General features: G+C 72.2%; 24 protein-coding genes and 1 tRNA gene. 8 read left to right on the top strand and 17 right to left on the bottom strand.

Features of this window, described 5'->3' with window-relative positions; translation table 11 throughout:
• Positions 1-62: 62 nt before the first annotated feature.
• Together QQS16_RS16825 and QQS16_RS16820 are read right to left on the bottom strand one after the other, a co-directional pair.
• Positions 63-1,181 carry a hypothetical protein gene (locus QQS16_RS16825; RefSeq protein ID WP_286062558.1) on the bottom strand — a complete coding sequence of 373 codons (1,119 nt, stop codon included), beginning with the start codon at positions 1,179-1,181 and terminating at the stop codon, positions 63-65.
• Positions 1,132-2,085 (bottom strand): phosphatase PAP2 family protein, encoded by a 954-nt coding sequence (locus QQS16_RS16820; RefSeq protein ID WP_286062557.1) that lies wholly within the window; start codon positions 2,083-2,085, stop codon positions 1,132-1,134. The genes QQS16_RS16825 and QQS16_RS16820 overlap by 50 nt, the downstream gene beginning before the upstream one ends.
• Positions 2,086-2,279: 194 nt before the next feature.
• Here QQS16_RS16820 and QQS16_RS16815 point away from each other — a divergent pair, with 194 nt between their 5' ends.
• Positions 2,280-2,873, top strand: coding sequence for a histidine phosphatase family protein (locus QQS16_RS16815; protein ID WP_286062556.1), 594 nt, complete (start codon positions 2,280-2,282; stop codon positions 2,871-2,873).
• A gap of 14 nt (positions 2,874-2,887) precedes the next feature.
• Here the strand turns inward: QQS16_RS16815 and QQS16_RS16810 are convergent, their stop codons facing one another.
• A complete protein-coding gene (locus QQS16_RS16810; RefSeq protein ID WP_286062555.1) occupies positions 2,888-4,357 on the bottom strand; it encodes an NsdA family TPR-like regulatory protein in 1,470 nt (489 codons plus the stop codon).
• Between the two features lie 285 nt (positions 4,358-4,642).
• On the opposite strand from QQS16_RS16810, the gene QQS16_RS16805 reads away from it, so the two are divergent.
• Together QQS16_RS16805 and QQS16_RS16800 are read left to right on the top strand one after the other, a co-directional pair.
• Positions 4,643-5,056 carry a hypothetical protein gene (locus QQS16_RS16805; protein ID WP_502963911.1) on the top strand — a complete coding sequence of 138 codons (414 nt, stop codon included), beginning with the start codon at positions 4,643-4,645 and terminating at the stop codon, positions 5,054-5,056.
• Positions 5,057-5,109: 53 nt separating this feature from the next.
• Complete coding sequence (locus QQS16_RS16800; protein ID WP_286062554.1) at positions 5,110-5,979, top strand: spermidine synthase; 870 nt, start codon at positions 5,110-5,112, stop codon at positions 5,977-5,979.
• A 19-nt stretch (positions 5,980-5,998) separates the two neighbouring features.
• Here the strand turns inward: QQS16_RS16800 and QQS16_RS16795 are convergent, their stop codons facing one another.
• Complete coding sequence (locus QQS16_RS16795; protein WP_286062552.1) at positions 5,999-6,520, bottom strand: hypothetical protein; 522 nt, start codon at positions 6,518-6,520, stop codon at positions 5,999-6,001.
• 120 nt (positions 6,521-6,640) lie between these two features.
• Here QQS16_RS16795 and QQS16_RS16790 point away from each other — a divergent pair, with 120 nt between their 5' ends.
• Positions 6,641-7,369, top strand: coding sequence for a response regulator transcription factor (locus tag QQS16_RS16790; RefSeq protein ID WP_286062551.1), 729 nt, complete (start codon positions 6,641-6,643; stop codon positions 7,367-7,369).
• A complete protein-coding gene (locus tag QQS16_RS16785; protein ID WP_286062550.1) occupies positions 7,366-8,769 on the top strand; it encodes a sensor histidine kinase in 1,404 nt (467 codons plus the stop codon). The genes QQS16_RS16790 and QQS16_RS16785 overlap by 4 nt, the downstream gene beginning before the upstream one ends.
• A gap of 288 nt (positions 8,770-9,057) precedes the next feature.
• On the opposite strand, the gene QQS16_RS16780 is transcribed toward QQS16_RS16785, so the two are convergent.
• The 4 genes from QQS16_RS16780 to QQS16_RS16765 form a co-directional block, all read right to left on the bottom strand.
• On the bottom strand, positions 9,058-10,521 hold the full coding sequence (locus tag QQS16_RS16780) for a GH1 family beta-glucosidase (protein ID WP_286062549.1): 1,464 nt from the start codon (positions 10,519-10,521) through the stop codon (positions 9,058-9,060).
• A gap of 152 nt (positions 10,522-10,673) precedes the next feature.
• The gene (locus tag QQS16_RS16775) at positions 10,674-11,576 is read right to left on the bottom strand and encodes a carbohydrate ABC transporter permease (RefSeq protein WP_286062547.1); all 903 of its coding nucleotides are present in this window, start codon (positions 11,574-11,576) and stop codon (positions 10,674-10,676) included.
• A gap of 11 nt (positions 11,577-11,587) precedes the next feature.
• Positions 11,588-12,601, bottom strand: a complete 1,014-nt coding sequence (locus QQS16_RS16770) for a carbohydrate ABC transporter permease (protein ID WP_286062546.1) — start codon at positions 12,599-12,601, stop codon at positions 11,588-11,590.
• 5 nt (positions 12,602-12,606) lie between these two features.
• Positions 12,607-13,932, bottom strand: a complete 1,326-nt coding sequence (locus QQS16_RS16765) for an ABC transporter substrate-binding protein (RefSeq protein ID WP_286062544.1) — start codon at positions 13,930-13,932, stop codon at positions 12,607-12,609.
• Between the two features lie 354 nt (positions 13,933-14,286).
• Here QQS16_RS16765 and QQS16_RS16760 point away from each other — a divergent pair, with 354 nt between their 5' ends.
• Complete coding sequence (locus QQS16_RS16760) at positions 14,287-15,342, top strand: LacI family DNA-binding transcriptional regulator (RefSeq protein ID WP_286062543.1); 1,056 nt, start codon at positions 14,287-14,289, stop codon at positions 15,340-15,342.
• Between the two features lie 16 nt (positions 15,343-15,358).
• Here QQS16_RS16760 and QQS16_RS16755 read toward each other — a convergent pair whose 3' ends face one another.
• From QQS16_RS16755 to QQS16_RS16730, 6 genes are all read right to left on the bottom strand, one after another.
• On the bottom strand, positions 15,359-15,664 hold the full coding sequence (locus tag QQS16_RS16755) for a hypothetical protein (RefSeq protein WP_286062542.1): 306 nt from the start codon (positions 15,662-15,664) through the stop codon (positions 15,359-15,361).
• A gap of 80 nt (positions 15,665-15,744) precedes the next feature.
• A complete protein-coding gene (locus QQS16_RS16750) occupies positions 15,745-16,278 on the bottom strand; it encodes a GNAT family N-acetyltransferase (RefSeq protein ID WP_286062541.1) in 534 nt (177 codons plus the stop codon).
• 92 nt (positions 16,279-16,370) lie between these two features.
• Positions 16,371-16,443 (bottom strand) — tRNA-His (locus QQS16_RS16745).
• A 110-nt stretch (positions 16,444-16,553) separates the two neighbouring features.
• A complete protein-coding gene (orn, locus tag QQS16_RS16740; protein ID WP_286062540.1) occupies positions 16,554-17,156 on the bottom strand; it encodes an oligoribonuclease in 603 nt (200 codons plus the stop codon).
• Positions 17,157-17,352: 196 nt separating this feature from the next.
• Positions 17,353-18,606, bottom strand: a complete 1,254-nt coding sequence (locus QQS16_RS16735) for a helix-turn-helix domain-containing protein (protein WP_286062539.1) — start codon at positions 18,604-18,606, stop codon at positions 17,353-17,355.
• A 378-nt stretch (positions 18,607-18,984) separates the two neighbouring features.
• The gene (locus QQS16_RS16730; RefSeq protein ID WP_286062538.1) at positions 18,985-19,383 is read right to left on the bottom strand and encodes a hypothetical protein; all 399 of its coding nucleotides are present in this window, start codon (positions 19,381-19,383) and stop codon (positions 18,985-18,987) included.
• Between the two features lie 305 nt (positions 19,384-19,688).
• Here QQS16_RS16730 and QQS16_RS16725 point away from each other — a divergent pair, with 305 nt between their 5' ends.
• Complete coding sequence (locus QQS16_RS16725) at positions 19,689-20,216, top strand: universal stress protein (RefSeq protein WP_286062537.1); 528 nt, start codon at positions 19,689-19,691, stop codon at positions 20,214-20,216.
• A 463-nt stretch (positions 20,217-20,679) separates the two neighbouring features.
• On the opposite strand, the gene glmS is transcribed toward QQS16_RS16725, so the two are convergent.
• Together glmS and QQS16_RS16715 are read right to left on the bottom strand one after the other, a co-directional pair.
• Complete coding sequence (gene glmS / locus QQS16_RS16720) at positions 20,680-22,497, bottom strand: glutamine--fructose-6-phosphate transaminase (isomerizing) (RefSeq protein ID WP_286062536.1); 1,818 nt, start codon at positions 22,495-22,497, stop codon at positions 20,680-20,682.
• 36 nt (positions 22,498-22,533) lie between these two features.
• Positions 22,534-22,791: a hypothetical protein gene (locus QQS16_RS16715; protein WP_286062535.1), complete on the bottom strand. Its 258-nt coding sequence runs from the start codon at positions 22,789-22,791 to the stop codon at positions 22,534-22,536.
• 186 nt (positions 22,792-22,977) lie between these two features.
• On the opposite strand from QQS16_RS16715, the gene QQS16_RS16710 reads away from it, so the two are divergent.
• The gene (locus QQS16_RS16710; protein ID WP_286066352.1) at positions 22,978-24,540 is read left to right on the top strand and encodes a purple acid phosphatase family protein; all 1,563 of its coding nucleotides are present in this window, start codon (positions 22,978-22,980) and stop codon (positions 24,538-24,540) included.
• Between the two features lie 69 nt (positions 24,541-24,609).
• On the opposite strand, the gene QQS16_RS16705 is transcribed toward QQS16_RS16710, so the two are convergent.
• The gene (locus tag QQS16_RS16705; protein ID WP_286062533.1) at positions 24,610-25,482 is read right to left on the bottom strand and encodes a DUF4429 domain-containing protein; all 873 of its coding nucleotides are present in this window, start codon (positions 25,480-25,482) and stop codon (positions 24,610-24,612) included.
• Between the last annotated feature and the right edge of the window lie 82 nt (positions 25,483-25,564).

Raw genomic sequence — 25,564 nt, 5'->3', positions numbered from 1 at the left:
GACGCCTCGGCGGGGCAGGGACGGGACGGGGTGGCTGTGCGCCGCGAGCCGTGGCAGCGAGGTCACCGGGCCGCACCTCCCAGAGCCTCCGCGCGCAGCAGCGCCGCCCGGCGCAGCGCCGCCACCGCCGGGTCGTCCGGGTCGCCCGTCTCCCCGCGGGCCGCCGCCAGGACGTCGGCGACCGTGGTCAGGCCGCCCAGTTCGGCGCGGACCGAGCGGCCGAGGGAGGTCACCGCGCCGGCCGTGCGGGAGCGCTCGCGGCAGTGGAAGGCCAGCTCGCAGGCGGACAGGCACTCGGGCGCGTAGGCCGCCGGGACCGCCTCGACGGCCGCCGTGAGCTGCTCGGCGGGCAGCTCGGGGGAGAAGCAGGTGCCCTCGGGAAGGGTGTCGGCGATGTCCTGGAGGCGGGTGAGGCGGGCCAGCTGCCGGGCGGTCACCGCGCGCTGCTTGCGGATGTCGACCGCGGACGCGGCGGGCAGGTTGGAGAAGTCCCTGGGACACACCAGCAGCACGTGGTGGTGCACGCGCGGCGGCGGATCCAGCCGGGCGGCGACCCCTTCCAGCGCCAGTACGTACACCGCCGCCTGCCGGGCCGCCGCACCGACCTTCGCCGGGTCCGCGGAGCCGTCCAGCAGCGGGAAGGACTTGATCTCGACGACCGTCCAGCCGCCGTCCGGGTGGACGACCACCGCGTCCGGCTCCAGGAAGGCGGGCGAACCGGCCACGTCGAGCGCCAGCATCGGATGGTCGAGCAGCGTCCAGCCGCCGGCCCGGGTGGCCTCGCGCAGGGCGAGCGCGGTGCGGGCGGTGCGGCCCTCGGAGCCGACCGCGGCGAGGTCGGGCACCTGGGCGTGCGCCGGCGGCTCGGCCGCCGGGTCCAGTTTCTCGCGCACCAGGCGCAGCAGTTCCGCGCCGCCGTCCGACTTGACCCGCGCCTCGAACGCGTTGCCCCGGGTCAGGGCGAACTGCGACTGCCCGAACGCGGAGGGCGCCCCCAGCGCGCTCGCCAGCGCCGTCTTGTTCACCCCGGCGCCGTCGAGGATCGCGCGCCGCTCGCACCCGGGGTTGGCGGCGAGCGCCGCCAGGGCACGCGCGTCCAGGGCCTTGGCCGGTACGTCGGGGCCGCGCAGCTCAGCGAGCCGGTGCCGGAGCGCCTTCTCCCGTGTCCGTGGGGGAGGCACTCGGCTCGGCTCCGCCTGCGAACCGGGACTCGCGCTGCCGTGGAATGTGCTCACTCGCGGAAGTCTGGCATCCGGCACTGACAATTGAGGCCTGTGCGCCGGGAGAGACGGCCGCGGCGACCACGAACCGGGCCCGCAGCCGAGCCCCCGCCCGCTCCGAGACCCGGATGACGTGCGGCGCGAGCAGCAGCCCGGCCCCCATCACCGCGGCGCCCGCGACGGCGTCCAGGAAGTAGTGGTTCGCGGTGCCCATCACCACGATCGTCGTCACCAGCGGGTAGAGGACACCGGCGGTCCTCGCGGTACGCGTCCGGCCGTAGCGCCACAGCAGCACTCCGCACCACAGCGCCCAGCCCACGTGCAGGCTCGGCATGGCCGCGTACTGGTTGGTCATACCGCCCAGGCCCCGCGGAGCGCTCGCCTCGCCGCCCCACCAGCCGTACGAGCTGTACTGGGCCATCGTGTCCACGAAGCCGTGGTTCGCGGCGAGCAGCCGGGGCGGGCAGGTCGGCAGCAGGGTGAAGCCGATCAGGCCGATGAAGGTGGACGTCATCAGCCAGGTGCGGGCCATCCGGTAGTGCACGGCGTGCGACCGGAACACCCAGATCAGGACGGCCGGCGTGATCAGGTAGTGCAGCGAGGCGTACAGGAAGTCGGCGGGCACGCCGATCCACGCCTGCTGCGTGAACAGCCGGTTGAGCGGGTGCTCGGCGTTGATGCGCAGCACCTTCTCGACGCGCAGGATCGCCAGGCCGTGGTCGACGGCGCTCGCGACGTCGCCCCGGGCGAGGAGCCGGCCGGCCGAGTAGCAGGCGTACACCAGCAGGATCAGCGGCAGCTCGGTCCACCAGCGCAGCCGGGTCCGCAAGGCCGCCTCGGTGCCTGGTGTCACGGTCTGCGGCATCCGATCGTCCTCCCCCTTCGTCTCGCGCGCCCGGTGGTCCTGTCCGGTCGTGCCACTTTACGGCGTATGCAAGCGGCCCCTGCGGAGGGCCCCCGGCCCTCATAGACGCAGAGATCGGCCTGCGGGTTGCCCCCGCACAGCGTGCGGGATGATGGAGGGGTTCCGCCGCCGAATTTCTCCGAAGAGGTTCCCTCATGGCACCGCGCATCCTGCTGGCCCGGCACGGACAGACGCAATGGTCGCTGTCCGGCAAGCACACGGGCAGGACCGACGTGCCGCTGCTGGAGGAGGGCCGGCGCGGTGCCAAGCTGCTCGGCGAACGGCTGCACCGGGCGCCGTTCGACGGTCTCGACGGCGTCGAGGTGCGCACCAGCCCGCTGTCCCGCGCGCGGGAGACGTGCGAACTCGCCGGCTTCGGGGAGCGGGCGAAGGTCTGGGACCCGCTCATGGAGTGGCACTACGGCGCCTACGAGGGCATGACCCCGCAGGACATCCAGGCCGTCCGGCCGGGCTGGCTCATCTGGCGGGACGGAGTGCCCGAGGGCGAGTCGCTCGCCGAGGTGACCGCGCGCGCGGACGAGGTGGTCGCCTGGGCGAAGGAGGCGGACCGGGACGTGCTGGTGTTCGCGCACGGGCACATCCTGCGGTCCATCGGCGCCCGCTGGCTCGGCCTGCCGCTCGACTTCGCGGCGCGGATACGGCTGAACCCGACGTCCCTGTCCATCCTGGGCTGGGCGTACGGCGAACCGGCCATCGAGAGCTGGAACGACCTGGGGCACCTCTCCTGACGCCGGCCGGCCGCTCACGCCGGCCGCGGCAGTGAGGCGTGCCGCTCCAGGAACGCCGACACCCCCGACGCCCTCCGGTGCGGCCGCAGCACCCTCGCCGTGCCCGCCAGCATCGTCTGGACGCGGGCCGACTGGACCTCGGCGAGCAGGTCCAGCACCTTCATGCCCGCCGCCGCGGCCTCGTCGGGCCGTCCCCCGCGCGCGAGGTCGTCGGCCAGCTCCGCCGTGTACAGGGCGATGTTCCGGGTGAAGTGCGGGTCCTGGAGCTGGGCGGCACGGCGCGCGTGCCGGGCCGCGCGCCGCCAGTCGCCCAGCGTCGACCAGCACTGCGCCTCCAGGCCCTCCAGCTCGGCCTCGCCGTAGAAGCTCATCCACTCGGGGTCGGCGTCCGAGCGGCCGCGCTCATGGAGGACCTGCGCGCGGGCGAGCGCCTGTTCGCAGCCGGTGCGGTCGGCGAGCCCGGCCCAGCCGCCCGCCTCGCGCAGCGCGAGCAGCGACATCAGCCGGGCCGAGCCCAGCGGGCGCGCGACGCGTTGCGCGGCCTGGGCCGCCCGGACCGCCTCACGCGGCCGTCCGGCGTCGCGCGCGAGGAACGCCGTGTTGCAGAAGGCGTGTGCCTCCAGGGCGTCGTCACCGCTGGTGCGGGCGGTCGCGAGGGCCTCCGCGTAGTGCGAGCGGGCGTCGTCGAACCGCCCCGAGTCATGGGCCAGCCAGCCCACCGAGATGGCCAGTTCACCGGCGCCCGAGTACAGCCGGTCGGCGGTCTTCTGCCGGGTCACCCCGGCGTCCAGCAGCGCGTACGCGGCGCGCAGGGGGGCCGCCGCGCGCTGGTAGAGGCCGTCCGCGCCGTGCCGGTCGTCGAGCAGCCGGATTCTGCGGACGGCCTCCTCGAGCGCGTTGGCCTCGCGCCCGCCGACGCGTCGGGCGGGACGGTTGGCGGCCGCGGCGTCGATGGTGAGCGCCAGGGGGCCCAGCGAGGCGGCGGCCACCGTGGCGCCCCCGCCGGTCATGAATGCGCGACGCAGCACGTCGCTCTCCTCGTAGTCGTCGTGCGTCTCGTACGGGCCGTGCGTGCCGTACGGGTCCTGTGTGTCCTGCGTGTCATACGGCTCGTCCGCCCTCCGCGTCTCACCCAGGGCGTACACCGGGCTCGTGGCGCATGAGGGGGACGCGTCCTCCGGTGCGTGCGCCCGGCGTCCGCGTACGGACGAGCGAGGCGCGAACCCCAGGTCGGTGAGAGTGCGGCCGGGGAACATATGCAGGAACACCCGCTCGTACGCGTAGTTGGGGCACCGGATCTCGCCCGCCTCGACCCGCCCGACATAGCGCGCGTCGCAGCTGACCCGCTCGCCGATCTCGCGGGCCGCCCGCCGGACCGCCGCGGCGAACTCGGCCGGCGAGCGCTGGCCGCGCAACCTCCGGAACGCGAGATTCGGCCGCGGTGGTCCGGGGGGCGGGGACGAGGTCACCGTTGACGACGCCATGGCCGGGTCCTCTCGTGCGAACCGTCGAACCATGCCGGACGCGGGGCGAGTTCGGGGTGAGTTGTCCGTGTGACGCCCTGTTTCCGGCGGGCAAGAACGTACCCGCTGTGCACGACCCGCCACGCGGTGTTTGGCTACAAACCGGATATCTCATCCGTGATCTGCCATGAACTGCCATCCTTTGCGGCGGACTTCCCCCGTAGCCGTTGACGCGCCGCCGCGTTGAACCCCGTGGACCGGGAGCCGCCCGACTCCCGATCCGTTCGTTGGAGGAGGGATTCCGTGGTGAAGACCGGACAGAGCATCGATCCCTGTACGCCGACCGCGTCCGGCGCACCGCAGCCCAGCCCCGACACCGTGTGCGACCTGGTCACGGTGCCGGCGCGACAGGGGCTGGAGGCGGTCGACATCCTGCGCCGGGGGGCCGGCGACGCGGTGGGCCCCGTACTGCACGACGACGGCTGCGACACCCTGGGGTTCCTGGTGCCGCCGGGGACCGCGGCGGCCTGGGACGTGCCGGGGAGCACGTGCACCGAGACGGACGGACGGGGCCTGCGGCTGAGCCCCGAGCCGCCGGTGGAGGGCTCCGACTGGCTGCTGCCGCCGGGAGAGGCGGACCTGGCGACGGATCCGGCGGTGCTGCGGGCGGCGCTCGGGGAGGCGGCGCGGTTGATCGAGGCGGCGGACAACCGCCGCTGACCTCGCCCTGAGCTCGCGGAGCCGTCCGGTCCACGGCCCCCGATAATGGCCCCATGGGAAAGTCCAGGAACTCCCGGCGCGCGAGCGCCGCCGTCGAAGCGCTCGTCGAAGCCGTCGACGGCGGGCTCGCCGAGCTCATACCCGACCGGGACCGGGCACGGGCCTGGACGCTGCTCGTCGACGGGGCCCCGCAGTCGCATGTCGACCTGGACGAACCGGCGTACCTGTCCTTCGAGTACCAGCGGCGGCTCGGGCACGTCATCGACCTGGCCGCCCCGCCCGGCCGGCCCGTGCACGCCGTGCACCTCGGCGGCGGCGCGCTGACCCTCGCCCGCTACGTCGCCGCCACCCGCCCCCGCTCCACCCAGCAGGTCGTCGAGCGCGACGCGGCCCTGGTCCAACTGGTCCGCCGAGAGCTCCCGTTGGCGCCCAACGCACGCATCCGCATCCGGTCGGCGGACGCCCGCGAAGGCCTCGCGAAGGTGCCCGACGGCTGGGCCGACCTCGTCGTCGCCGACGTGTTCAGCGGGGCCCGCACCCCCGCCCACCTCACCTCCACCGAGTTCCTCCACGAGGTCCGCCGGGCCCTGAAGCCGGGCGGCGTCTACACCGCGAACCTCGCCGACGGCCCGCCGCTGGCCCATCTGCGCGGCCAGATCGCCACCGCGGCGGCCTGCTTCCCGGAACTGGCGCTGGTCGCCGACCCGGCCGTGCTGCGCGGCAAGCGCTTCGGCAACGCGGTCCTGGCCGCCTGCGACCACCCCCTGCCGCTCGCCGAACTCACCCGCCGCGCCGCGTCCGACCCGCACCCGGGGCGCGTCGAACACGGCCGGGCGCTCACCGACTTCACGGGCGGCGCCGTCCCCGTCACCGACGCGGCCGCGGTGGCCTCGCCGGCGCCGCCGCCGTCCGTGTTCCGCTGACGCGGCACGGGACCGCGGCTCAGTAGGTGCCGATCTCCACCCGTGGCGGCCCGTCGTGCCAGGTGCAGAACACCGACACCCGGTCCGCGCCCGCGGCGAACTCCACCCGGATCCACGACTCCGTCTTCCACACCTGCATCGACCAGCCGGTGCCCGGTGTCGCCGACACGAGCGTCGCCGAGGTCTTCCCGAGGTCGAAGACCGTGCGTCCCCCGTCGGTGTCGTAGCTCTTCACCCGGCCCGGCACGACGGTGGAGGCGCTCGCCGTCGGGGTGGCGGAGGCGGTGGGGGCCGGTGCCGGCGCGCGCGACGGCGTCCGGCCCGGCGCCGGGGACGGGCTCGTCGAGGGGGACGGCCGGCTCGTCGACGAGGCCGACGGCCGTGGCTCCCGGGTGGCCGCGTCGGCCACCGTGACCGGCAGCGCGCGCGGCGGGTCGTAGGCCGTCCCCTCCATCACCGTGCGCACGCCCCACCACGACAGCGTGACCGCCGCGCCCGTGGCGAGCGACCAGGCAAGCAGGTGTACGAGTCCTCTGCGCATCGCGGGCCATCCTGCCCCACGGGCCCCACCGGTGTCCCGGGTGGGCCGTCGCCGTCCACACCCGGGGAGTTGTCCACAGGCGCCGGATGGGCCTGTCCCGCATGGCGTACGGTGCGGCGCATGGCACGTGTTCTCGTGGTCGAGGACGACCAGTTCGTACGCTCGGCGCTGATCCGGCACCTGACCGACGCCTCGCACACCGTGCGCAGCGTCGGCACCGCGCTGGAGGCGCTGCGCGAGGTCGCCCATGTCCGTTTCGACGTCGTCGTCCTGGACCTCGGACTGCCCGATCTGGACGGATCCGAGGCCCTGAAGATGCTGCGCGGCATCACCGACGTCCCCGTGATCATCGCCACCGCCCGGGACGACGAGACGGAGATCGTCCGCCTGCTGAACGCGGGCGCGGACGACTACCTGACCAAGCCGTTCTCCGTCGAGCACCTGTCGGCCCGCATGGCGGCCGTCCTGCGGCGGTCCCGTGCCGCCGGGGAGCCCCCGCAGACCGTGCTGCGGGTCGGCGGCCTGACCGTCGACCCGCTGCGCCGCCAGGCCGAACTGGACGGCGGACGACTGGACCTCACCCGGCGCGAGTTCGACCTGCTCGCCTTCCTGGCCGGGCGGCCCGGTGTCGTCGTCCCGCGCCGGGAACTGCTCGCCGAGGTGTGGCAGCAGTCCTACGGCGACGACCAGACCATCGACGTCCACCTGTCCTGGCTGCGCCGCAAGCTCGGCGAGACGGCCGCCCGGCCCCGCTATCTGCACACCCTCCGGGGCGTCGGCGTGAAGCTGGAGCCGCCGGCCGATCACCCGGCCGCCCCGCCGTTCCCGGGAGCGGAGCCGGCGCGATGAGGTGGGCCCTGGTCAAGGTCTCGCTGGCGGTCACCACCATGGTCGTGGTCGCCTTCGCGATCCCGCTCGGACTCGTGGTCAGGGAGATGGCCCGGGACCGCGCCTTCTCCAACGCCGAGCGGCAGGCCGCGGCCGTCGCCCCCGCCCTGTCCATCACCACCGACCGCGACCAGTTGGAACGGGTCGTCGCCTCCGCGGGCTCGGACGCCGGGATGGCCGTGCACCTGCCGGCCACCGGCGGAGCCGCGGCCGTCGGCCTCGGGCACCGGCGCGCCGCCGAGGGGGACATCGCGACCGTGCGGAAGCTGGGCCGGGCCTCCACCAGCGAGGTGCCCGGCGGCTCCGCCCTGCTCCAGCCGGTCGCGCTGAGCTCCGGGGAGATCGCCGTCGTCGAGGTGTACGTCCCCGAGGCCGACGTCAGCAACGGCGTCGCCACCGCCTGGGCGGTGCTCGCCGGCGTCGGCCTCGCGCTGGTCGTCGGCTCGGTCGCGGTCGCCGACCGGCTGGGCGTGCGGATGGTGCGGCCGGCCCGGCGGCTGGTGGCGGGCGCCCAGGAGCTGGGGGAGGGGAAGCTGGGCGCCAGGGTGCCGGAGGAGGGGCCGACCGAACTGCGGCTGGCGGCGGTCGCGTTCAACTCGATGGCCGACCAGGTCGTCCAGCTCCTCGCCAACGAGCGGGAGCTGGCGGCGGATCTGTCGCACCGCCTGCGGACGCCGCTGACCGTGCTGCGGCTGAACGCGGCCTCGCTCGGGGAGGGGCCGGCCGCGGAGCAGACGCGGGCCGCGGTCGCCCAGCTGGAGGGCGAGGTCGACACGATCATCCGGACCGCCCGGGACGCCAAGCCGCGCACCGCGGCGGCCGGACCCGGTGCCGGGTGCGACGCGGCCGAGGTGGTGCGCGAGCGGATGGTGTTCTGGTCGGCGCTGGCGGAGGACGAGGGCCGCACCTGGCGGGTGGCCGGGGCGGACCGGCCGGTGCGCATACCCGTGGCCCGCGCGGACCTGGCCGCCGCCCTGGACGCCCTGCTCGGCAACGTCTTCCGGCACACCGCGGAGGGCACCGCCTTCGCGGTCGACGTGCACAACGCCGAGGACGCGGTGATCGTGCTGGTGTCGGACGCGGGGCCCGGCATACCCGACCCGGAGGCGGCGATGGCGCGCGGCCGGGGTTCGGGGAGCGCCGGGTCGACCGGGCTCGGGCTCGACATCGTGCGCCGGCTCGCGGAGTCGACCGGCGGGGACGTACGGATCGGCCGGTCCGTGCTGGGCGGCACGGAGGTGCGGATCTGGCTCCAGGTGGACGGACGCGCGCCGGTGCGCGGCGGCCACCGCGGTTCCGTACGACGTCGTCGGGCCGGACGGCTGGGCTCCACCTTCAACCGGCCCCGATCCCATCCCTGAGGCCGCCCGAGATCCCCGACCTCCGTCCTGATCACGGTGTTCGGGCCAGCACTCCGATCGCCGGCGTGCTGCCGCACCCACCCCTCGGGGCACCTCGTGGGGAGCGAAGGCAGGCACGCGTCGGCGCGCAGTCGGCGGCAGGGGCACGGTGGTGGGCGGTGCGGTCACCTCGTCCCTCCGGCGCGCGGCCGCGCCCCCCGTGCCCGTGGCGCGGGTACGAGTGACACGTGCCGGGGCGCGGCACCCCCCGTCGGATGCCGCGCCCCGTCCCCCGCTTCCCCCAGGGTGTCAGTCCGTTGCCGCCAGCGGCGGCATGTCCATCGCGGTCACCGGCGGGAGCGTTCCCGTGCGGGCGGCCTGGGCGTACCAGTGCGCGCTCGACTTGGGAGTACGGGCCAGGGTCGCGTAGTCGACGTAGACCGCGCCGAAGCGCTTGCCGTAGCCGTACGCCCACTCGAAGTTGTCCATCAGCGACCACAGGTAGTAGCCGCGCACGTCCGCGCCGTCCGTGATGGCGCGGCGGACCGCCGCCAGGTGGCCGTGCAGATACGCGATCCGCTCGGGGTCGTGGACGCGGCCGTCGGGGTCGGGCTTGTCGTCGTAGGCCGCGCCGTTCTCCGTGATGTACAGCGGCAGGCCCGGGGCCTCGCGGGTGTAGCGCATGATCAGGTCGTGCAGGCCGGTCGGGTCGATCGTCCAGCCCATCTCCGTGCGCTCGCCCGGGGTCTGGTGGAAGGCGACGTCGTCCGCGCCGGGCCAGGGGGAGTAGGAGCTGGCGCCGTGACCGTCGTTGCGCGAGCTGCCCGACTGCGGGTCCGTCGCCGCGACCAGCGCCGGGGTGTAGTAGTTGAGGCCCAGCGCGTCCAGCGGCTGGTTGATGGTCGCCAGGTCGCCGTCCTGGACGTACGACCAGTCCGTGATCAGCTCCGTCGCCGCGTACAGCGTCTCCGGGTACACGCCGTGCAGCATCGGGCCGTGGAAGACACCGTTGGCCAGGTCGTCGATCTTCTGGACCGCCGCCAGGTCCGCCGGGTCCTGCGACAGCGGGCGCACCACCGAGGAGTTGAGGCTCACCGCGACCGAGTTGCGGGCCGGCATCACCGAGCGCAGGGCCGTCGTGCCCAGCCCGTGCGCCAGGTTCAGATGGTGGGCCGCCTTCAGCGAGGCCGCCGCGTCCGTGCGGCCGGGGGCGTGCACCCCCGAGCCGTAGCCGAGGAAGGCGCTGCACCACGGCTCGTTGAGCGTGATCCACTGCTCCACCCGGTCGCCGAGCGCCTCGCCGACGATCCGCGCGTACTCCGCGAACCGGTACGCCGTGTCACGCTCCGGCCAGCCGCCCGTATCCTCCAGCTCCTGCGGCAGGTCCCAGTGGTAGAGCGTGACGGCCGGCTTGATGTCGTGCGCGAGCAGCTCGTCGACCAGCCGGCGGTAGAAGTCCAGGCCCTTCTGGACGGCCGGGCCCCGGCCCGTCGGCTGCACCCGCGACCACGAGATGGAGAAGCGGTACGCGCTCAGGCCCAGGTCCGCCATCAGCGCCACGTCGTCGCGGTAGCGGTGGTAGTGGTCGACAGCGATGTCACCGTGCTCGCCGCCGGCGGTCTTGCCCGGCGTATGGCTGAAGGTGTCCCAGATCGAGGGCGTACGGCCGTCCTCCCGCACCGCCCCCTCGATCTGGTAGGCGGAGGTCGCGGCGCCCCAGAGGAAGGCGGGCGGGAAGGTCACCGGGGTTCCCGGCGTTTCGGACTCTGGCATGGAAGCGCTCCCATAGGAGGTCGTGTGGACCGACGGGTGGATGAGAGAAGGGGGAGGGAAAGAAGGGGAGGGAAGAAGAGAGGAAGGGCGAGAAGGGCGGAGCGGGGGGCCGAGGCGACGGTGGCTCGGCCCCCGGAGAACAGGGGGCGGGCTCAGCCCTTCACAGCGCCCTGCATGATGCCGCCCACGATCTGCTTGCCGAAGATCGCGAAGACGATCAGCAGGGGCAGCGTGCCCAGCAGGGCGCCCGCCATGATCAGTGACTGGTCGGGCGTGAAGCCCCGGCCGAGGCCCGCCACCGCGACCTGCACGGTCGGGCTGCCGGTCTGGGTCAGGACCAGGAACGGCCACAGGAAGTCGTTCCAGGTCTGGACGAACATCAGCATGCCGAGGACGGCCATCGCGGGCCGCGCGGCCGGGAACACCACGTGCCACACCACCCGCCAGCTGCTCGCGCCGTCCACCCGGGCCGCCTCGATGATCTCGTCCGGCAACGCCTGGATCAGGTACTGCCGCATGAAGAACACCCCGAAGGCGCTCACCAGCGAGGGGAAGATGACCGCCTTGAGCTGGTCTGTCCAGCCGAGCTCGGCGACCATCATGTACAGGGGGATCACGCTGAGCTGCGGCGGCACCATCATGGTGCCGATCACGATCAGCATCATCGCGCCCCGGCCCTTGAAGCGCAGCTTGGCGAAGGCGAACCCGGCGATCGTCGACAGGAACACGATGGTCACCGCCGACACCCCCGCCACGAACGTGGTGTTGATGAACGCCTCGCCCAGGTTGGCGTCGTTCCAGGCGATCTCGAGGTTGTCGAAGAGGTTCGAGCCGAACCAGAACGGCGGCGGCGTCTGCGCCAGGCGCTGGGTGTCGCGCGAGGCGGCGATCGCCGTCCACACCAGTGGGAACAGCGAGCCGATGGTGAACAGGGCGAGGATGACGTACGCGATCGGGCCGGCGTGCATCTGTCCGCCCGCGCGGGCCGACTTGGGCCGTCGTACGCGCTGGGTTTTCTGGTCGGTCGGTTCCACCGGGGTCAGTGTCGTCGTCACGGCCGGGTCTCCTAACTACTGGCGCGCAGCCGGCGCGAGATGACGTAGTTGACGATCCCGATCACGATGAGGATCAGGAACATCGTCCAGGCGATCGCCGAGGCGCGGCCCAGGTGCTGGTTGACCCAGCCCTGCTCGTACAGGTACAGCCCGAGCGTCTGGAACTGGTGCTGGGAGCCGCCGGAGGTGCCCTTGTTCGCGTCGAACAGCAGGGGCTCGCCGAACAGCTGGGAGGCGCCGATGGTCGACACGACCACGGTGAACAGGATGGTCGGGCGCAGCGACGGCAGGGTGACGTGGATGAACTGCCGCCAGCGGTTGGCCCCGTCCAGGGCCGCCGACTCGTACAGGTCCTGCGGTATCGCCTGCATCGCGGCCAGGTAGATCAGCGCGTTGTAGCCGGTCCAGCGCCAGATCACGATCGACGAGACGGCGATCTGGGAGGCCCACTTGTCGTTCTGCCAGTCGATGTTGTCGAAGCCGACGGCGTTCAGCGCCCAGTTGATCATGCCGTAGTCGCGGCCGAAGAGCAGCACGAACACCAGGGAGGCGGCGGCGATCGACGTCGCGTACGGCGCGAGCATCATGACCCGGTAGAAGGTCGAGCCGCGCAGCTTGTAGTTGAGGATGTGGGCGATGCCCATGGCCATCAGCAGCTGCGGGACCGTCGAGATGATGCCGATGGTCAGGGTGTTCTTCGCCGCGTTCCAGAAGAAGTCGTCGTCGAAGATCCGGGTGTAGTTGCGCAGGCCCGCCCACTCCATGTCGGTGGGCGCGGTCATCTCCACCGTGTGCAGCGAGGCCCAGCCGGTGTAGATCAGCGGGAACAGGCCGAACGCGAGGAAGAGCAGGAAGAACGGCGAGACGAACGCGTACGGGCTCCAGCGCATGTCCCGCTGCCAGCGGCGGGAGAGCCGGGCCCGGCGGCGCTTGTCCGCCTCGGGCACGGCGTCGGCGGGCGGGCGGCCCGGGGCCGCGCCCCCCTCCTTGAGGGGGGGCGCGGCGGTGTCGTGCCGGGTGGCCATACCGGTCACTTCTCCAGGTTGTTGTCGATGGTCTTGGTGGCCGTCTCCCAGGCTTCCTCGGCCGACTTGCCCTGGGTGACCAGGATGACGCCGTTGTCGGTCAGACCCTGCTGGATGATCTGGTCCTTCGGGCCGATCACCTGCGCCGGGATCTGCTTGGCGGCGTCGGCGAAGATCGTGCCGATCGGGGAGTCACCGGTCATGTCGTTCTTCGCGCCGGTGACCTGCGGCATGGTGTACGCGGCCGGGGCGCTCGGGAAGCTGCCCTGCTTGGCGAAGAGCTTGGCCTGCTGCTCGGGCGCGGTCAACCATGCGGCGAGCTTCGCGGCCTCGTCGGCGTTCTTGCCGGACTTCGGCACGGCGAGGAAGGTGCCGCCCCAGTTGCCGGGCTTCGGCGAGGTGGCCACGTCCCACTTGCCGGCCGCCTCGGGCTTCGACTTGCCCTTGATGTAGCCGAGCATCCACGGCGGGCAGGACATCGCGGCGAACTTGCCGTTGGCGATCGTCGTGTCCCAGGCGGGCTGGAACTGCGTCTGGTTGCCGATCAGCCCGTCCTCGGCGGCCTGCGCCGTCAGGTCGAAGGCCTTCTTGATGGCCGGGTTCGTCTTGTAGATGACCTCGCCGGAGGCGTCGTAGAACTTCTCGCTCTCACCGCTGACGATCGCGTTCAGCAGGCCGCCGGGGGAGTCCAGGAAGGTGGTGCCCTTGGGCGCCTTCCCCTGGTAGTCCTTGCCGACCTCGACGAACTTCTCCCAGCTGCCGGCCCACAGCTTGCTGACCTCCTCGCGCTCGGACGGCAGTCCGGCCTGCTCGAACAGGTCCTTGCGGTAGCAGATGGCCATCGGGCCGACGTCGGTGCCGAGACCGATCGTCTGGCCGTCCTTGGTGGTGGCCTGCTTCCACTTCCAGTCGAGCCAGTTGCTCGACTGGACGCCCTCCACCTTGGACAGGTCCGTCAACTTCGCGGCCTGGGTGTTCACGACCTCGGCGATGTTTCCGACCTCGACGGCCTGGATGTCCTGCAGACCGCTGTTGGTGGTCAGGTGGTTGACGAGAGCCGGGTAGTAGTTCTCGTTCCGCTCGACGACGTTCTCGGCGATCTTGATGTCCGGGTTCAGCTTCTCGTACTCGGCGTACAGACCGGCTTCCTTGAAGCCCTGGGTGCCGAAGAGGCCGAGGGTGATCGTGGTCTTGCCACTGGTGTCGCCCGAAGACGAACCGTCACCGCCGTCGTCTCCGTCGTCGGCACAGCCGGCCAGCAGCCCGGAGCCCAGCGCGGCGACGGCCGCGAGGACCATCGTCTTGCGGGCGATTCGGGTACGTGCTCGCATTGCGTCCTCCTGTTGCCCTGACGTGCCGACCCCCCGGCCAACTGCGTTGTTGGGCCCGTTAGTTCTAGCTGCGGCTCGGGCGGGGAACGTGCGGGTTATGTATGTGTCAGGTACCGTGGGAGCGCTCCCACTTGTGATGTGTTGAAGGTTCGTCGGTCGGAGCGAGGGTGTCAAGGGACTGGGAGCGGAGAGATGCGTTCAGTTATCGGGCTGTTAACTGGAACCCGGGCGTAACGATCCAGCCACCCCCGCGAAGCACGGCAGTGGAATGAGGGAGTCCACCGTGACCGGTCGCCCCTCCGGCGGGACTGTTAAATTCCAGGCCAATGACAGGGTCAACGGGAGGCGGAGCCCATGGCAAGCCACGGAGCGCGGGGCCGGAGCGGTGGCCGGCCCACCCTCGAAGAGGTGGCGGCACGGGCCGGCGTGGGCCGCGGCACGGTCTCCCGGGTCATCAACGGCTCGCCCCGGGTCAGTGACGCCACCCGCGCGGCGGTGGAGGCGGCGGTCGCCGAGCTGGGGTACGTGCCCAACACGGCGGCCCGCGCCCTGGCCGCCAACCGCACCGACGCGATCGCCCTGGTCGTCCCCGAGCCGGAGACCCGCTTCTTCGCGGAACCGTACTTCTCGGACATGCTCAAGGGGGTCGGCGCCGAGCTGTCCGACACCGAGATGCAACTGCTGCTGATCTTCGCGGGCAGCGACCGGGAGCGGGCCCGTCTCGCCCAGTACCTGGCCGCGCACCGGGTCGACGGCGTCCTGCTGGTGTCCGTGCACGCCGACGACCCGCTGCCCGACCTGCTCTCCCAGCTGGAGATACCGGCGGTGATCAGCGGCCCGAGGTCGGCCGCGGAGACGCTCCCGTCGGTCGACTCGGACAACTACGGCGGCGCCCGCACGGCCGTCGAGCACCTGCTGGCCCGCGGTTGCCGGGCGGTCGGCCACATCACCGGCCGCCTCGACGTGTACGGCGCCCAGCGACGCGTCGACGGCTACCGCGACGCCCTGCTCGGCGCGGGGCACCAGGTGGACGAGCGGCTCATCGAGCCGGGCGACTTCACCGAGGAGGGCGGCCGGCGCGCGATGACGAAGCTGCTGGCCCGCCGTCCCGACCTGGACGCGGTCTTCGCGGGCTCGGACGTGATGGCGGCCGGCGCCCGCCAGGTGCTGCGCGAGGAGGGCCGCCGCATCCCCGACGAGGTCGCGCTCGTCGGCTACGACGACTCGGCCATCGCCCGCCACATGGATCCGCCCATGACCAGCGTGCGCCAGCCCATCGAGGAGATGGGCCGCAGGATGATCGACCTGCTGCTGACGGAGATCGCGGACCGCCGTCCGGCGGCGGTCCGGGGACTGGAGCGGCAGCGGGTGGTGCTGGCGACGGAGCTGGTGCAGCGGAGTTCGTCCTGAGGCCGCTCTGACCTCGTCATGTTCCGGACCCCGGCCGTTGTCCTGGCCGCCGGTGCCGCCCGTGCCGTCGGTGCGGCCGGGGTTCGGTGCGGTGGGTGACGAACCAGGCCACCCCCAGCAGGACGACCCCGGTCAGCCAGGAGAAGATCACCACCCAGGCGCCGGTGACGGAGCCCGGGTCGGTGGCGTCCCGGCACCGCTCCCCGACGCACCCCTCGCCCGCCGCGTCGAGCGCCACCACGAGCCACAGCAGCATGGCGAGGTTGAACGCGAGGATCACCCAGGTCAACAGCCGCCACCGGGGAACGTGTCGGGCCCGCATGACGAGCCTCCCAACCTCACAAACATCCCATAAGCCGACCATACGCCTCGATGGCCCGGGTTCTGGTGCCTGCGGCCGGCTCAGCCGGGCAGCGGCGGCAGCGTCAACTGCCACCGCCGCTCGCCGTCCTGTTCCTCCTCGGTCGGTGTGAGTCCGACCGCCGCGGCGACCGCCGCCGACGCGAGGTGCTCGGGGTGGATGTGGGCGACGACCGTACGCACGGGCCCCTGCCCGAGCTGTCCGACCAGCGCCCGCGCCGCCTCCGAGGCGAACCCGCGCCCCTGCCAGGGCGTTCCGACCACCCAGGCGATCTCCGCGAGGTGCCCGGTGTCCGCCTGGACCACGGTCGCCTGGACCGTGCCGACGAGGCACGCCTCCGCACGCGCCCGGAGCACCCAGTTGCACCAGGAGACCGCCGGATCCGGTGACCCGGCGACCAGCCGACGGTAGCGGTCGCGCAGCGCGGCGGGGGAGTGGGGCGTGCCGCCGGTGAAGGCGTGCAGGGCCGGATCGGACAGGACGGCGGCCATCTCCGCGGCGTGCTCGACCCGCAGCGGGAGCAGGTCGAGGCGGGGCGTGGAGACAGGCTCGGCGCGGGCGAGGGGCTCGGACATCGGCCCACCCTACGAGCCGCAGGTGGGGCAGGGGCGCCGGGAACGACATCAGCCGGTGACCTTGTCTCCAAGGTCACCGGCTGATGATTGAGGGTGAGTGACGGGACTTGAACCCGCGACTTCCTGGACCACAACCAGGTGCTCTACCAGCTGAGCTACACCCACCATGTCGGCGACTCGGGTTTCCCCGACCGGCCGAGAAAAAGTGTACAGGGTCCGAAGGGGTGCTCGCGCCAGGCTTTCGCGGCGCCCCTTCGCACGCCGGTGACGTGCCCTTATCGCCCGGGCAGGACGTACTTGGCGGCGATTTTCTTCGCGGTGTCGGAGTCGGGGCCCGGCTGCGGGACGAAGACCGCCTCGCGGTAGTAACGGAGTTCCGCGATGGACTCGCGGATGTCGGCGAGGGCGCGGTGGTTGCCGTTCTTCTCCGGGCTGTTGAAGTACGCCCGCGGGTACCAGCGCCGGGCGAGTTCCTTGACGCTGGACACGTCGACGATGCGGTAGTGGAGGTAGTCCTCCAGCGTGGGCATGTCCCGGAGCAGGAAACCGCGGTCCGTGCCGACGGAGTTGCCGCACAGGGGGGCCTTGCCGGGTTCCTTGACGTGCTCCCGGACGTACGCCAGGACCTGCTCCTCGGCGTCCGCCAGCGTCGTGCCGCCGGACAGCTCCGTGAGCAGTCCGGACGCGGTGTGCATCTGGCGCACCACCTCCGGCATCGTCTCCAGCGCCCGGTCCGGCGGGCGGACGACGATGTCGACACCGTCACCGAGGATGTTCAGCTCGGAGTCGGTGACGAGGGCGGCCACTTCGATGAGCGCGTCGTCGGACAGCGAGAGGCCGGTCATCTCGCAGTCGATCCACACCATGCGATCGTTCATGCGCCCACCCTAAGGCTGACGTCGCCCGATGAGGTGACCGGTGCCGCCCCGACCTCGCCGGCCCGTGCCGTCCGGCGTTCGGAGACGAGGCCCCTTCAGGGCCGGAGCGGGGTCCGGAGGCGGCGGCCCCGGGGCCGGGAACGGGCAGGGGCGGCGGGGGCGAGGAAGTCCCCGCGCCCGCCGCCCCCACCCGGCGTCACATCCCGCTGCGCTGCCCCGGCAGACTCGCCCGGCTCCCCGCGTACGCCTCCCGGCCGTTGTCCGAGGACGCCGAGGCCAGCGACGCCGACGTCCCGACCGGACTCGCCGTACGCCGGGTCTGGAGCGGTAACGGACTGCCGCTCTCCGGATGCAGCGGCGCCGGCGCGCTCGCCGGACCGCCGTGCTGTCCGGCCATGGCACCGTCACCGTCCGCCGGCGGCCGTTCGCCCTGCGGCCTGCGGGCGCGGTACGCGGCCCGGTAGGCGGCCGGGGACGAACCCAGCTGGCGGCGGAAGTGCCCACGCAGCGCCACCGGCGAGCGGAAGCCGCAGCGCCCCGCGACCTCGTCCACCGAGTAGTCGGACGTCTCCAGCAGACGCTGGGCCTGGAGGACCCGCTGCGTGATCAGCCACTGCAACGGCGCGCTCCCGGTGAGCGAGCGGAACCGGCGGTCGAACGTACGCCGGCTCATGTACGCGCGGGCCGCGAGCGTCTCCACGTCGAACTGCTCGTGGAGGTGCTCCAGGGCCCAGGCGACGACCTCGGCGAGCGGGTCGGCGCCGATCTCCTCCGGTAAAGACCGGTCGAGGTAGCGCTCCTGGCCGCCCGACCGGCGCGGTGGGACCACCAGACGCCGGGCCAGCGCGCCCGCCGCCTCGTTGCCGTGGTCCGTCCGCACGATGTGGAGACAGAGGTCGATCCCGGCCGCCGTACCGGCGGACGTCAGCACGTCGCCGTCGTCCACGAACAGCTCCCGCGGATCCACGTGCACCGACGGATAGCGCTTGGCCAGCGTCGGCGCGTACATCCAGTGGGTGGTCGCGGGGCGGCCGTCCAGCAGGCCCGCCGCCGCGAGGACGAAGGCGCCGGTGCACAGCCCGACGATGCGGGCACCCTCCTCATGCGCGCGGCGCAGCGCGTCGAGCGCCTCCTCCGGTGGCGGCGAAGTGATCGACCGCCAGGCCGGCACGACGACCGTGCCCGCCCGGGAGATCGCTTCCAGGCCGTGCGGTGCGGTGAGTTCCAGGCCCCCTGTGGTCCGCAGCGGGCCTTCCTCACCTCCGCACACCAGCAGTCGGTAGCGTGGCACTCCGGCGTCCTGGCGGTCGATCCCGAACACCGACAGTGGTATGGAACTCTCGAAGATGGGACCGCCGCTGAACAGCAGCACCGCGACGATCTCCTTGCGGCGTCGCCCGGAGAGTTTCCGGGCCGCGGCTTCCGGCGCGGCAGTGGAGTCGTGGCTCATACTGCTAAGCCCCCCTCGGTGGTCGCGGCTCCTCGGTTGTGTCGCTCCTGCACGTTTCCCCTCGGTCCTGCACGAGTCCCCCGCCGTAAGACAGTCAAGATCGAATCTACTGCGTCCCGTGGCGCCGGCATGACCAGTTGGTCATCCGGTGCATTGTCGACTTGGCAACTTGGCGTGAAGCATTCGATCACGAAGCGTTGCACTCGTGGGGCGTGCAGGGAAGTGCGCCTTGTCGCCGTGGCTAATCCACGTAGGGTGCGAGGACCCCGGGAGACCCTTTCCGTGCAGGTGGAACGGGGGTCGGGGGGTGGTTCGGCCAAGGAGTGGGCGGATGCCGGAAGTTGGCTGAAAAGAGTCGGGCGCGTGCGCGGAAACCGGTCAGCCGACCGGTGTATTGCCCCCGCTGCGCCGTCCGCCTCTGTGCGCCCCCGTTCCGGCCCTGTGGTGGCGGGGGCGCGGGCGGCCGGCCCGGGATCCCCGCGGGGCCGCGTGCCGACGGGCCCGCTCCTCGGCGAGCAGGCGGGCCGCGCCGTGCTCCGACCGGCGCAGGAGGATACGGCAGACCGCGGTCACCGCGGCGAGACCGAGGGCGGTGCCGGCGGCGCCGGCCAGCGAGCTGCCGTACCAGAGGAGGACCACGGGAACCAGGACGCAGCTGAAGGCCGCCCAGCGGACGACGTCCGTCGCGGAGTCGTGGGCGGGCGTGGTCGCGCGGGGCGGGTCCTCCCGGGTTCCGGGCGCTGGAGGAGCCTCGAAGTGGCGTCTGGGACCGGACATGCGTGCTCCCTGGGGCTGGCTCACGGGGTTCAACGCGTGTTCGATCCATCGGTCACTGTGCGTCCGCGACGGACCGCCGCTGAGCACGTGCTGTGCAAACCGCCTGTACAGCGCAGCAACCATTGCGTTACGGGCGCACCCTCGTGCATGCTCCCTGGAACCCCGACGCAGCGAGGGCGGGATCTGGGCTGAGGAAGCGTGGCGCCGTACCCTTGGGGGTATGGGGTTGGGAAGATGATTCCCGGACACAGCTCCGCCGCACACGGTCGTCCCTCCCGATCAAGGATCACCACTCCGAGACAGCCATGGCCGGTCACGAATTCTTCGAACCCGCGGACCGCAAGCGGCCCGTCGCCGATCCCACGGCGGCCGAGCCCCGGGCGGCGGAAGAGCCACGTCACTCCTGCGACCCCGCCTTCAAGCACGGCGTCGTCGTCGGCTTCGACGGCTCCACGTCCAGTGAGCGCGCCCTCGCGTACGCCATCGGCATGGCCCATCGTTCCGGGTCGGCCCTGATCATCGTGCACGTCGCCAACCGGCTGCCCACCACCGTGTGGGCGGGCTGCGAGCCGCCGGTCTTCGTCGACGTGCCGGACCACCGCACCGAGGTCCTCGGGCTGGAGCTCGCCTGCGCGGACTACCTCGCCGAGGTGCCGTGGATCCTCGTCGAGCGCGGCGGCGACATCTGTCACGAGCTCGAAGAGGTGGGCCGCGAGTACGAGGCGGACGCCATCGTCGTCGGCTCCACGCACGGCCTCGTCGGCCGTATCTTCGGCTCGGTCGCCGGGCGCCTCGCCAAGCGGGCGCGGCGGCCCGTGGTCGTCATCCCGTAGGCGCCCCGCGTCCCGTAGGCGCCCCGCGCCTCAACCGTCGCCCTTGCGCCACTCGCCGTTCCGCAACTCGCCGTTCCCCTGGGGGAGATGGACCGCGGGAACGGTCAACTCCCTTTGCGCGCCGCATAAATCTACTCGCGCGTAGGTGTGTTCGTGCCCTTGTGCAGGGCATATACCGGGAGGCGCCACCACGACCGTCGGCCGGCTCCCGCCCGGCGCCCTCCGGTTCGCCCGGGCGGTGTGCCCCGTCGCGCCGGCTCGCTGGCCCACAGCACATCCGCGACGCGCGGCCGGCCGGGGCGTGACGGCCACTTGGCAGCCGCGCGGGCCGGGGGTTGGGCGGCTCCCGGCGCAGGGACGGACCCCCCGTGCAGGGTGGCTGCACGCGGGGGTCCGTCCTCTTTCTCCGGTCCGTGCTGGTGCGGTGAGTGGTTCGCGCGGTGGCCCGCGCCCCCGCGGCGCGCTACTCGACCGTGACCGACTTGGCCAGGTTCCGCGGCTTGTCGATGTCCCTGCCCAGGGACAACGCCGTGTGGTAAGCGAGGAGTTGGAGGGGGATGCCCATCAGGATCGGGTCCAGCTCGTCCTCGTTCTTCGGGACGACGATCGTCTGGTCGGCCTTCTCCTGGCACGCGTGGGCCACCGCGAGGATCCTGCCGCTGCGGGCCTTGATCTCCTCCAGGGCGGCGCGGTTCTTCTCCAGCAGGTCGTCGTCCGGGACGATCGCGACCGTCGGCAGGGCGGGCTCGATCAGGGCCAGCGGGCCGTGCTTGAGCTCGGAGGCCGGGTAGGCCTCGGCGTGGATGTACGAGACCTCCTTGAGCTTCAGGGATGCCTCGCGGGCCACCGGGTAGCCCCGGACACGGCCGATGAAGAGCATCGAGCGGGCGTCGGCGTACTGCTCGGCCAGCTTCTTGATCTCCTCCTCCTGCTCCAGGATCTCGGCGATCTGGCCGGGCAGCTTCCGCAGCCCCTCGATGATCCGCTTGCCGTCCCGGACGGACAGGTCACGGGTGCGGCCCAGGTGCAGGGCGAGCAGTGCGAAGGCGACCGTGGTGTTGGTGAAGCACTTGGTGGAGACGACGCAGACCTCGGGGCCGGCGTGCACGTAGATGCCGCCGTCGGCCTCGCGGGCGATCGCCGAGCCGACCACGTTCACCACGCCCAGCACCCGCGCGCCCTTGCGCTTGAGTTCCTGGACGGCCGCCAGCACGTCGTACGTCTCACCGGACTGGGAGACGGCGACGTACAGCGTGTCGGGGTCGACGACCGCGTTGCGGTAGCGGAACTCGGAGGCCGGCTCGGCGTCCGCGGGGATGCGGGCCAGCTCCTCGATCATCTGGGCGCCGATCATGCCCGCGTGGTACGAGGTGCCGCAGCCGAGGATCTTCACGCGGCGGATCCGGCGCGCCTCGCGGGCGTCCAGGTTCAGGCCGCCCAGGTGCACGGTGGAGAAGCGCTCGTCGATACGGCCGCGCAGGACCCGGTCCACGGCGTCGGGCTGCTCGTGGATCTCCTTGTGCATGTAGGTGTCGTGGCCGCCCATGTCGTACGAGGCGGCCTCCCACTCCACGGTGGTCGGCTCGGCGGTCGTGCGGGTGCCCTCGGTGGTGTACGTGCGGAAGTCGTCGGCCTTGAGGGTGGCCATCTCGCCGTCGTCCAGCGTCACTATCTGCCGGGTGTGCGCGACCAGGGCGGCGATGTCCGAGGCGACGAACATCTCCTTCTCGCCGATGCCGAGGACGACCGGGGAGCCGTTACGGGCCACCACGATCCGGTCGGGGAAGTCGGCGTGCAGGACGGCGATGCCGTACGTGCCCTCGATGACCCGCAGGGTCTCGCGGACCTTGTCCTCCAGCTTCTCGCCCTGGGCGCGGGCGATGAGGTGGACGAGGACCTCGGTGTCGGTCTCGGAGAGGAACTCGACGCCGTCCGCCTCCAGTTTGCGGCGCAGGTCGGAGGCGTTGTCGATGATGCCGTTGTGGACGACGGCGACCTTGCCCTCGGCGTCCAGGTGCGGGTGGGCGTTCACGTCGGAGGGGGCGCCGTGGGTGGCCCAGCGGGTGTGGGCGATGCCGGTCGTGCCCTTGAAGCGGGCGGGGACCCTGGCCTCCAGGTCGCGGACCCGGCCCTTGGCCTTGACCATCTTCAGGCCGGACGTCTTCGGGGACGTCACGACGATGCCCGCCGAGTCGTATCCCCGGTACTCCAGCCGCTGGAGGCCCTCCAGCAGCAGGGGCGCCACGTCACGCTTACCGATGTAACCGACGATTCCGCACATATATGGGTATTCCTCAGCGTTCGCAGTGTTCGAGGATCAGCCGTAGACCATGCGGCGCAGCTGGCGGAGCGTGAGCTCCGGTGGCGCCACCGCCCGGTACTTCAGGTCCGCCCCGATCCGTTCGAAGATGGTCGCGTTCACCAGGCCCTGGGCCTGTAGCTCGTGATGGCGGCGACGGACGTACTCCTCGGTCGTCTCGTCGAAGTAGGCGAGCACGTCCTGGATCACGCGCAGTGCCTCGCCCCTGCTGAGGGGCGTGGACCGCGTCAGATGATCAACGAGTTCGTCGTGCACCCGGTAGATCCTGGAGTACTCGCGACCTTTTCGCAAGAATTCTGCCCGATTTCGGGCAGCGTAGCGTTGAGGGCCCTTGGGGGAACGTTGAACCTGTCATGAGGACCTGTTCGTGACTCGTCCATCCGGCGTCCGCCGACTCGTCGCCCGAGGAGACGAGTTTCAGTCACCATGGACATTCCCCGTATGGGCGTACCCGAGCGGCTCGCCGAGCGCATGAGCATGGCCGAACAGCACGCCTACCTGCGTACCAGATTCTCCCGGCGCACGATGATCAGGGGCGGCGCGGTCACCCTGGGCGCCGTCGCGGGTGGCGCGTTCGTACCGGGCGCCACCGCACAGGCGGCGACCCCGGCCGCCGCGCCCCGCACCGAGACCGTCGACGGAGCCCTCGTCGCCCCCTTCGGCCGCCACCTCGCCTACGGCAACGACCCGCGCACCGAGATGACCGTCTCCTGGCAGGTCCCGGTCGCCGTCAAGAAGCCCTTCCTCCGCGTCGGCGCCCACCCCTGGGACCTCTCCCACAAGATCGACGCCGAGGTGCGCGCCCTGCACACCCCGGCCGGTGTCGGCGCCGGCGGCGACCACACCCAGTACTACGTGCACGCCAAGCTGGCCAACCTGCGGCCGGGCCGGACGTACTGCTACGGCGTCGGCCACGCCGGCTTCGACCCCGCCGAGCCCCGTCTGCTGGGCACCCTGGGCACCTTCACCACCGCCCCCGCCCACCGGGCACCCTTCACCTTCACCGCCTTCGGCGACCAGGGAGTCAGCTACCACGGCCTCGCCAACGACGCCCTGATCCTCGCCCAGAACCCCGCCTTCCACCTGCACGCCGGCGACATCGCCTACGGCGACCCGGCCGGGCAGGGCCTGAGCGGCGACACCGGGTTCGACTCACGGGTGTGGGACCAGTTCCTGCACCAGACCGAGTCCGTCGCCAAACAGGTGCCGTGGATGGTCTCGTACGGCAACCACGACATGGAGGCCTGGTACTCGCCCAACGGCTACGGCGGCGAGGAGGCCCGCTGGACGCTCCCCGACAACGGGCCCGACAGGAAGAACCTGCCGGGCGTCTACTCCTTCGTCCACGGCAACACCGCGGTCATCTCGCTGGACGCCAACGACATCTCCTTCGAGATCCCGGCCAACCTCGGCATCTCCGGCGGCACCCAGACCAGCTGGCTGGAGTCGCGGCTCAGGCAGTACCGGACCGCGCACGGCGTCGACTTCATCGTCGTCTTCTTCCACCACTGCGCCTACTGCACCTCCACCGCCCACGCCTCGGAGGGGGGTGTGCGGCAGGAGTGGGTGCCTTTGTTCGAGAAGTACACCGTGGACCTCGTCATCAACGGCCACAACCACGTCTACGAGCGCACCGACGTCATCAAGGGCGGCGAGGTCACCCGGCAGCTCCCGATCGGCGGCACCGCCCACCCGGAGACCGACGGCGTGGTCTATGTGACGGCGGGCGCGGCCGGCCGCAGCCTGTACGCGTTCAGCGCCGACGAGTCCTACCAGGGCCGGGTCAAGGACGACGACGCCGTCTCCTCCTTCGTCTGCCTGGCGGACGGCGCCCGGCAGCAGGAGACCGTCGCCTGGTCCCGGGTGCGCTACCTCGACTACTCCTTCCTGCGGGTGGACGTCACCCCGGCCGCCAAGGGCCGCACCGCCACGCTGACGGTGCGGGGCATCGCCGAGACCGGGGAGCAGGTCGACCACTTCACGGTGGCGCGCCGGGCCGGGTAGGCCGCCGGTGTGCCCGGCGGGCGGGCGCACGGCCCGTGCGGCGGCAGGCGGTCCGCGACTCCCGGACGACTACATCCTCCTGAGGACCGCCTGCTTGGCCATCGCGAACTCCTCCTCCGTCAGCACCCCCGTGCGACGCAGCTCCCCGAGCTCGCGCAGCCGCCGCAGCAGCGCGTCGTGGTCGTCCTCGGCGGCGGGCGCGGACGCGGTGAGCACCTTGGGCGCGTCCTTCGCCTGAGTGGCCGGATGCGGCAGCCGGGCCTGGACGGCCGCCGCGACCAGGGCCATCAGCGGGTCCTTCTTGAAGCCCCACAACTCGACGGCGTGCGGGTCGTACTTGGGCGGGGCCTTGGTCGGCGGGGCGTTCCTCACGGTGAAGCGGAGGTAGCCGTTCTCCAGGCCGACCGCCGGATGCCACTCGACGGCGGTGAGATCGGTGACCGCGACGGTGCGGGGGCCGGCGGCCGACTTGGCGTCCTCGGTCTTCCAGTTCCACTCCAGGCGGACCTGCTCGCCGTCGAAGCTCGCGGTGCCGTCACCGGCGGACACGGAGAGCGGAACGGCCGGACCCGGCAGCAGGTAGGCGTCCACCGGGTCCGCCGGAACCTGGTCCAGGACCAGGGCTTTGCGCACCTCGTCCACGAGGTACTCGGCGACGCCGTAGCGGTCGGCGTCGACGGCCAGCTGGTACGGGTCGTGCGGTTCGGTGAGCCGGCCGCCGGTCGCGAGCAGCAAAGGATCCGAGCCGTCGCGCAGCCGCAGCCTGAGCCGCCCGCTCTTCTTCCCCTGCTCGAACGAGATGCCCGCCAACGCGCCCAGGGGGACGACGAGTTCGCCCAAAGTCCTGCGGAGCAGGCCGACGTTCTTGTCCCGTCCCGGGGTCAGCCGCAGGGCGTCGCCGTCGAAGACCCAGGTTCCGTCCTTCTGGAGGATTTCCGCCATGAGGGGATTGTTTCACCGCTCCTGAGGGAGAGTTGGTCCATACCTGTTCGGGTTCTGCTCGGGCTCAAGGAAGGGACCGTCG

Source organism: Streptomyces sp. ALI-76-A (assembly GCF_030287445.1).
Classification (GTDB): domain Bacteria; phylum Actinomycetota; class Actinomycetes; order Streptomycetales; family Streptomycetaceae; genus Streptomyces.
The sequence above is the reverse complement of the archived record's forward strand: the minus strand, read 5'-3'. Positions and strand labels throughout refer to the sequence as shown.

Bases quoted from the DNA above. Each gene is read 5' to 3' on its own strand.
- QQS16_RS16820 (WP_286062557.1), bottom strand. From the start codon at position 2,085: ATGCCGCAGACCGTGACACCAGGCACCGAGGCGGCCTTGCGGACCCGG.
- QQS16_RS16815 (WP_286062556.1), top strand. From the start codon at position 2,280: ATGGCACCGCGCATCCTGCTGGCCCGGCACGGACAGACGCAATGGTCG.
- QQS16_RS16810 (WP_286062555.1), bottom strand. From the start codon at position 4,357: ATGGCGTCGTCAACGGTGACCTCGTCCCCGCCCCCCGGACCACCGCGG.
- QQS16_RS16800 (WP_286062554.1), top strand. From the start codon at position 5,110: ATGGGAAAGTCCAGGAACTCCCGGCGCGCGAGCGCCGCCGTCGAAGCG.
- QQS16_RS16795 (WP_286062552.1), bottom strand. From the start codon at position 6,520: ATGCGCAGAGGACTCGTACACCTGCTTGCCTGGTCGCTCGCCACGGGC.
- QQS16_RS16790 (WP_286062551.1), top strand. From the start codon at position 6,641: ATGGCACGTGTTCTCGTGGTCGAGGACGACCAGTTCGTACGCTCGGCG.
- QQS16_RS16785 (WP_286062550.1), top strand. From the start codon at position 7,366: ATGAGGTGGGCCCTGGTCAAGGTCTCGCTGGCGGTCACCACCATGGTC.
- QQS16_RS16780 (WP_286062549.1), bottom strand. From the start codon at position 10,521: ATGCCAGAGTCCGAAACGCCGGGAACCCCGGTGACCTTCCCGCCCGCC.
- QQS16_RS16770 (WP_286062546.1), bottom strand. From the start codon at position 12,601: ATGGCCACCCGGCACGACACCGCCGCGCCCCCCCTCAAGGAGGGGGGC.
- QQS16_RS16765 (WP_286062544.1), bottom strand. From the start codon at position 13,932: ATGCGAGCACGTACCCGAATCGCCCGCAAGACGATGGTCCTCGCGGCC.
- QQS16_RS16760 (WP_286062543.1), top strand. From the start codon at position 14,287: ATGGCAAGCCACGGAGCGCGGGGCCGGAGCGGTGGCCGGCCCACCCTC.
- QQS16_RS16755 (WP_286062542.1), bottom strand. From the start codon at position 15,664: ATGCGGGCCCGACACGTTCCCCGGTGGCGGCTGTTGACCTGGGTGATC.
- QQS16_RS16750 (WP_286062541.1), bottom strand. From the start codon at position 16,278: ATGTCCGAGCCCCTCGCCCGCGCCGAGCCTGTCTCCACGCCCCGCCTC.
- orn (WP_286062540.1), bottom strand. From the start codon at position 17,156: ATGAACGATCGCATGGTGTGGATCGACTGCGAGATGACCGGCCTCTCG.
- QQS16_RS16735 (WP_286062539.1), bottom strand. From the start codon at position 18,606: ATGAGCCACGACTCCACTGCCGCGCCGGAAGCCGCGGCCCGGAAACTC.
- QQS16_RS16730 (WP_286062538.1), bottom strand. From the start codon at position 19,383: ATGTCCGGTCCCAGACGCCACTTCGAGGCTCCTCCAGCGCCCGGAACC.
- QQS16_RS16725 (WP_286062537.1), top strand. From the start codon at position 19,689: ATGGCCGGTCACGAATTCTTCGAACCCGCGGACCGCAAGCGGCCCGTC.
- glmS (WP_286062536.1), bottom strand. From the start codon at position 22,497: ATGTGCGGAATCGTCGGTTACATCGGTAAGCGTGACGTGGCGCCCCTG.
- QQS16_RS16710 (WP_286066352.1), top strand. From the start codon at position 22,978: ATGGGCGTACCCGAGCGGCTCGCCGAGCGCATGAGCATGGCCGAACAG.
- QQS16_RS16705 (WP_286062533.1), bottom strand. From the start codon at position 25,482: ATGGCGGAAATCCTCCAGAAGGACGGAACCTGGGTCTTCGACGGCGAC.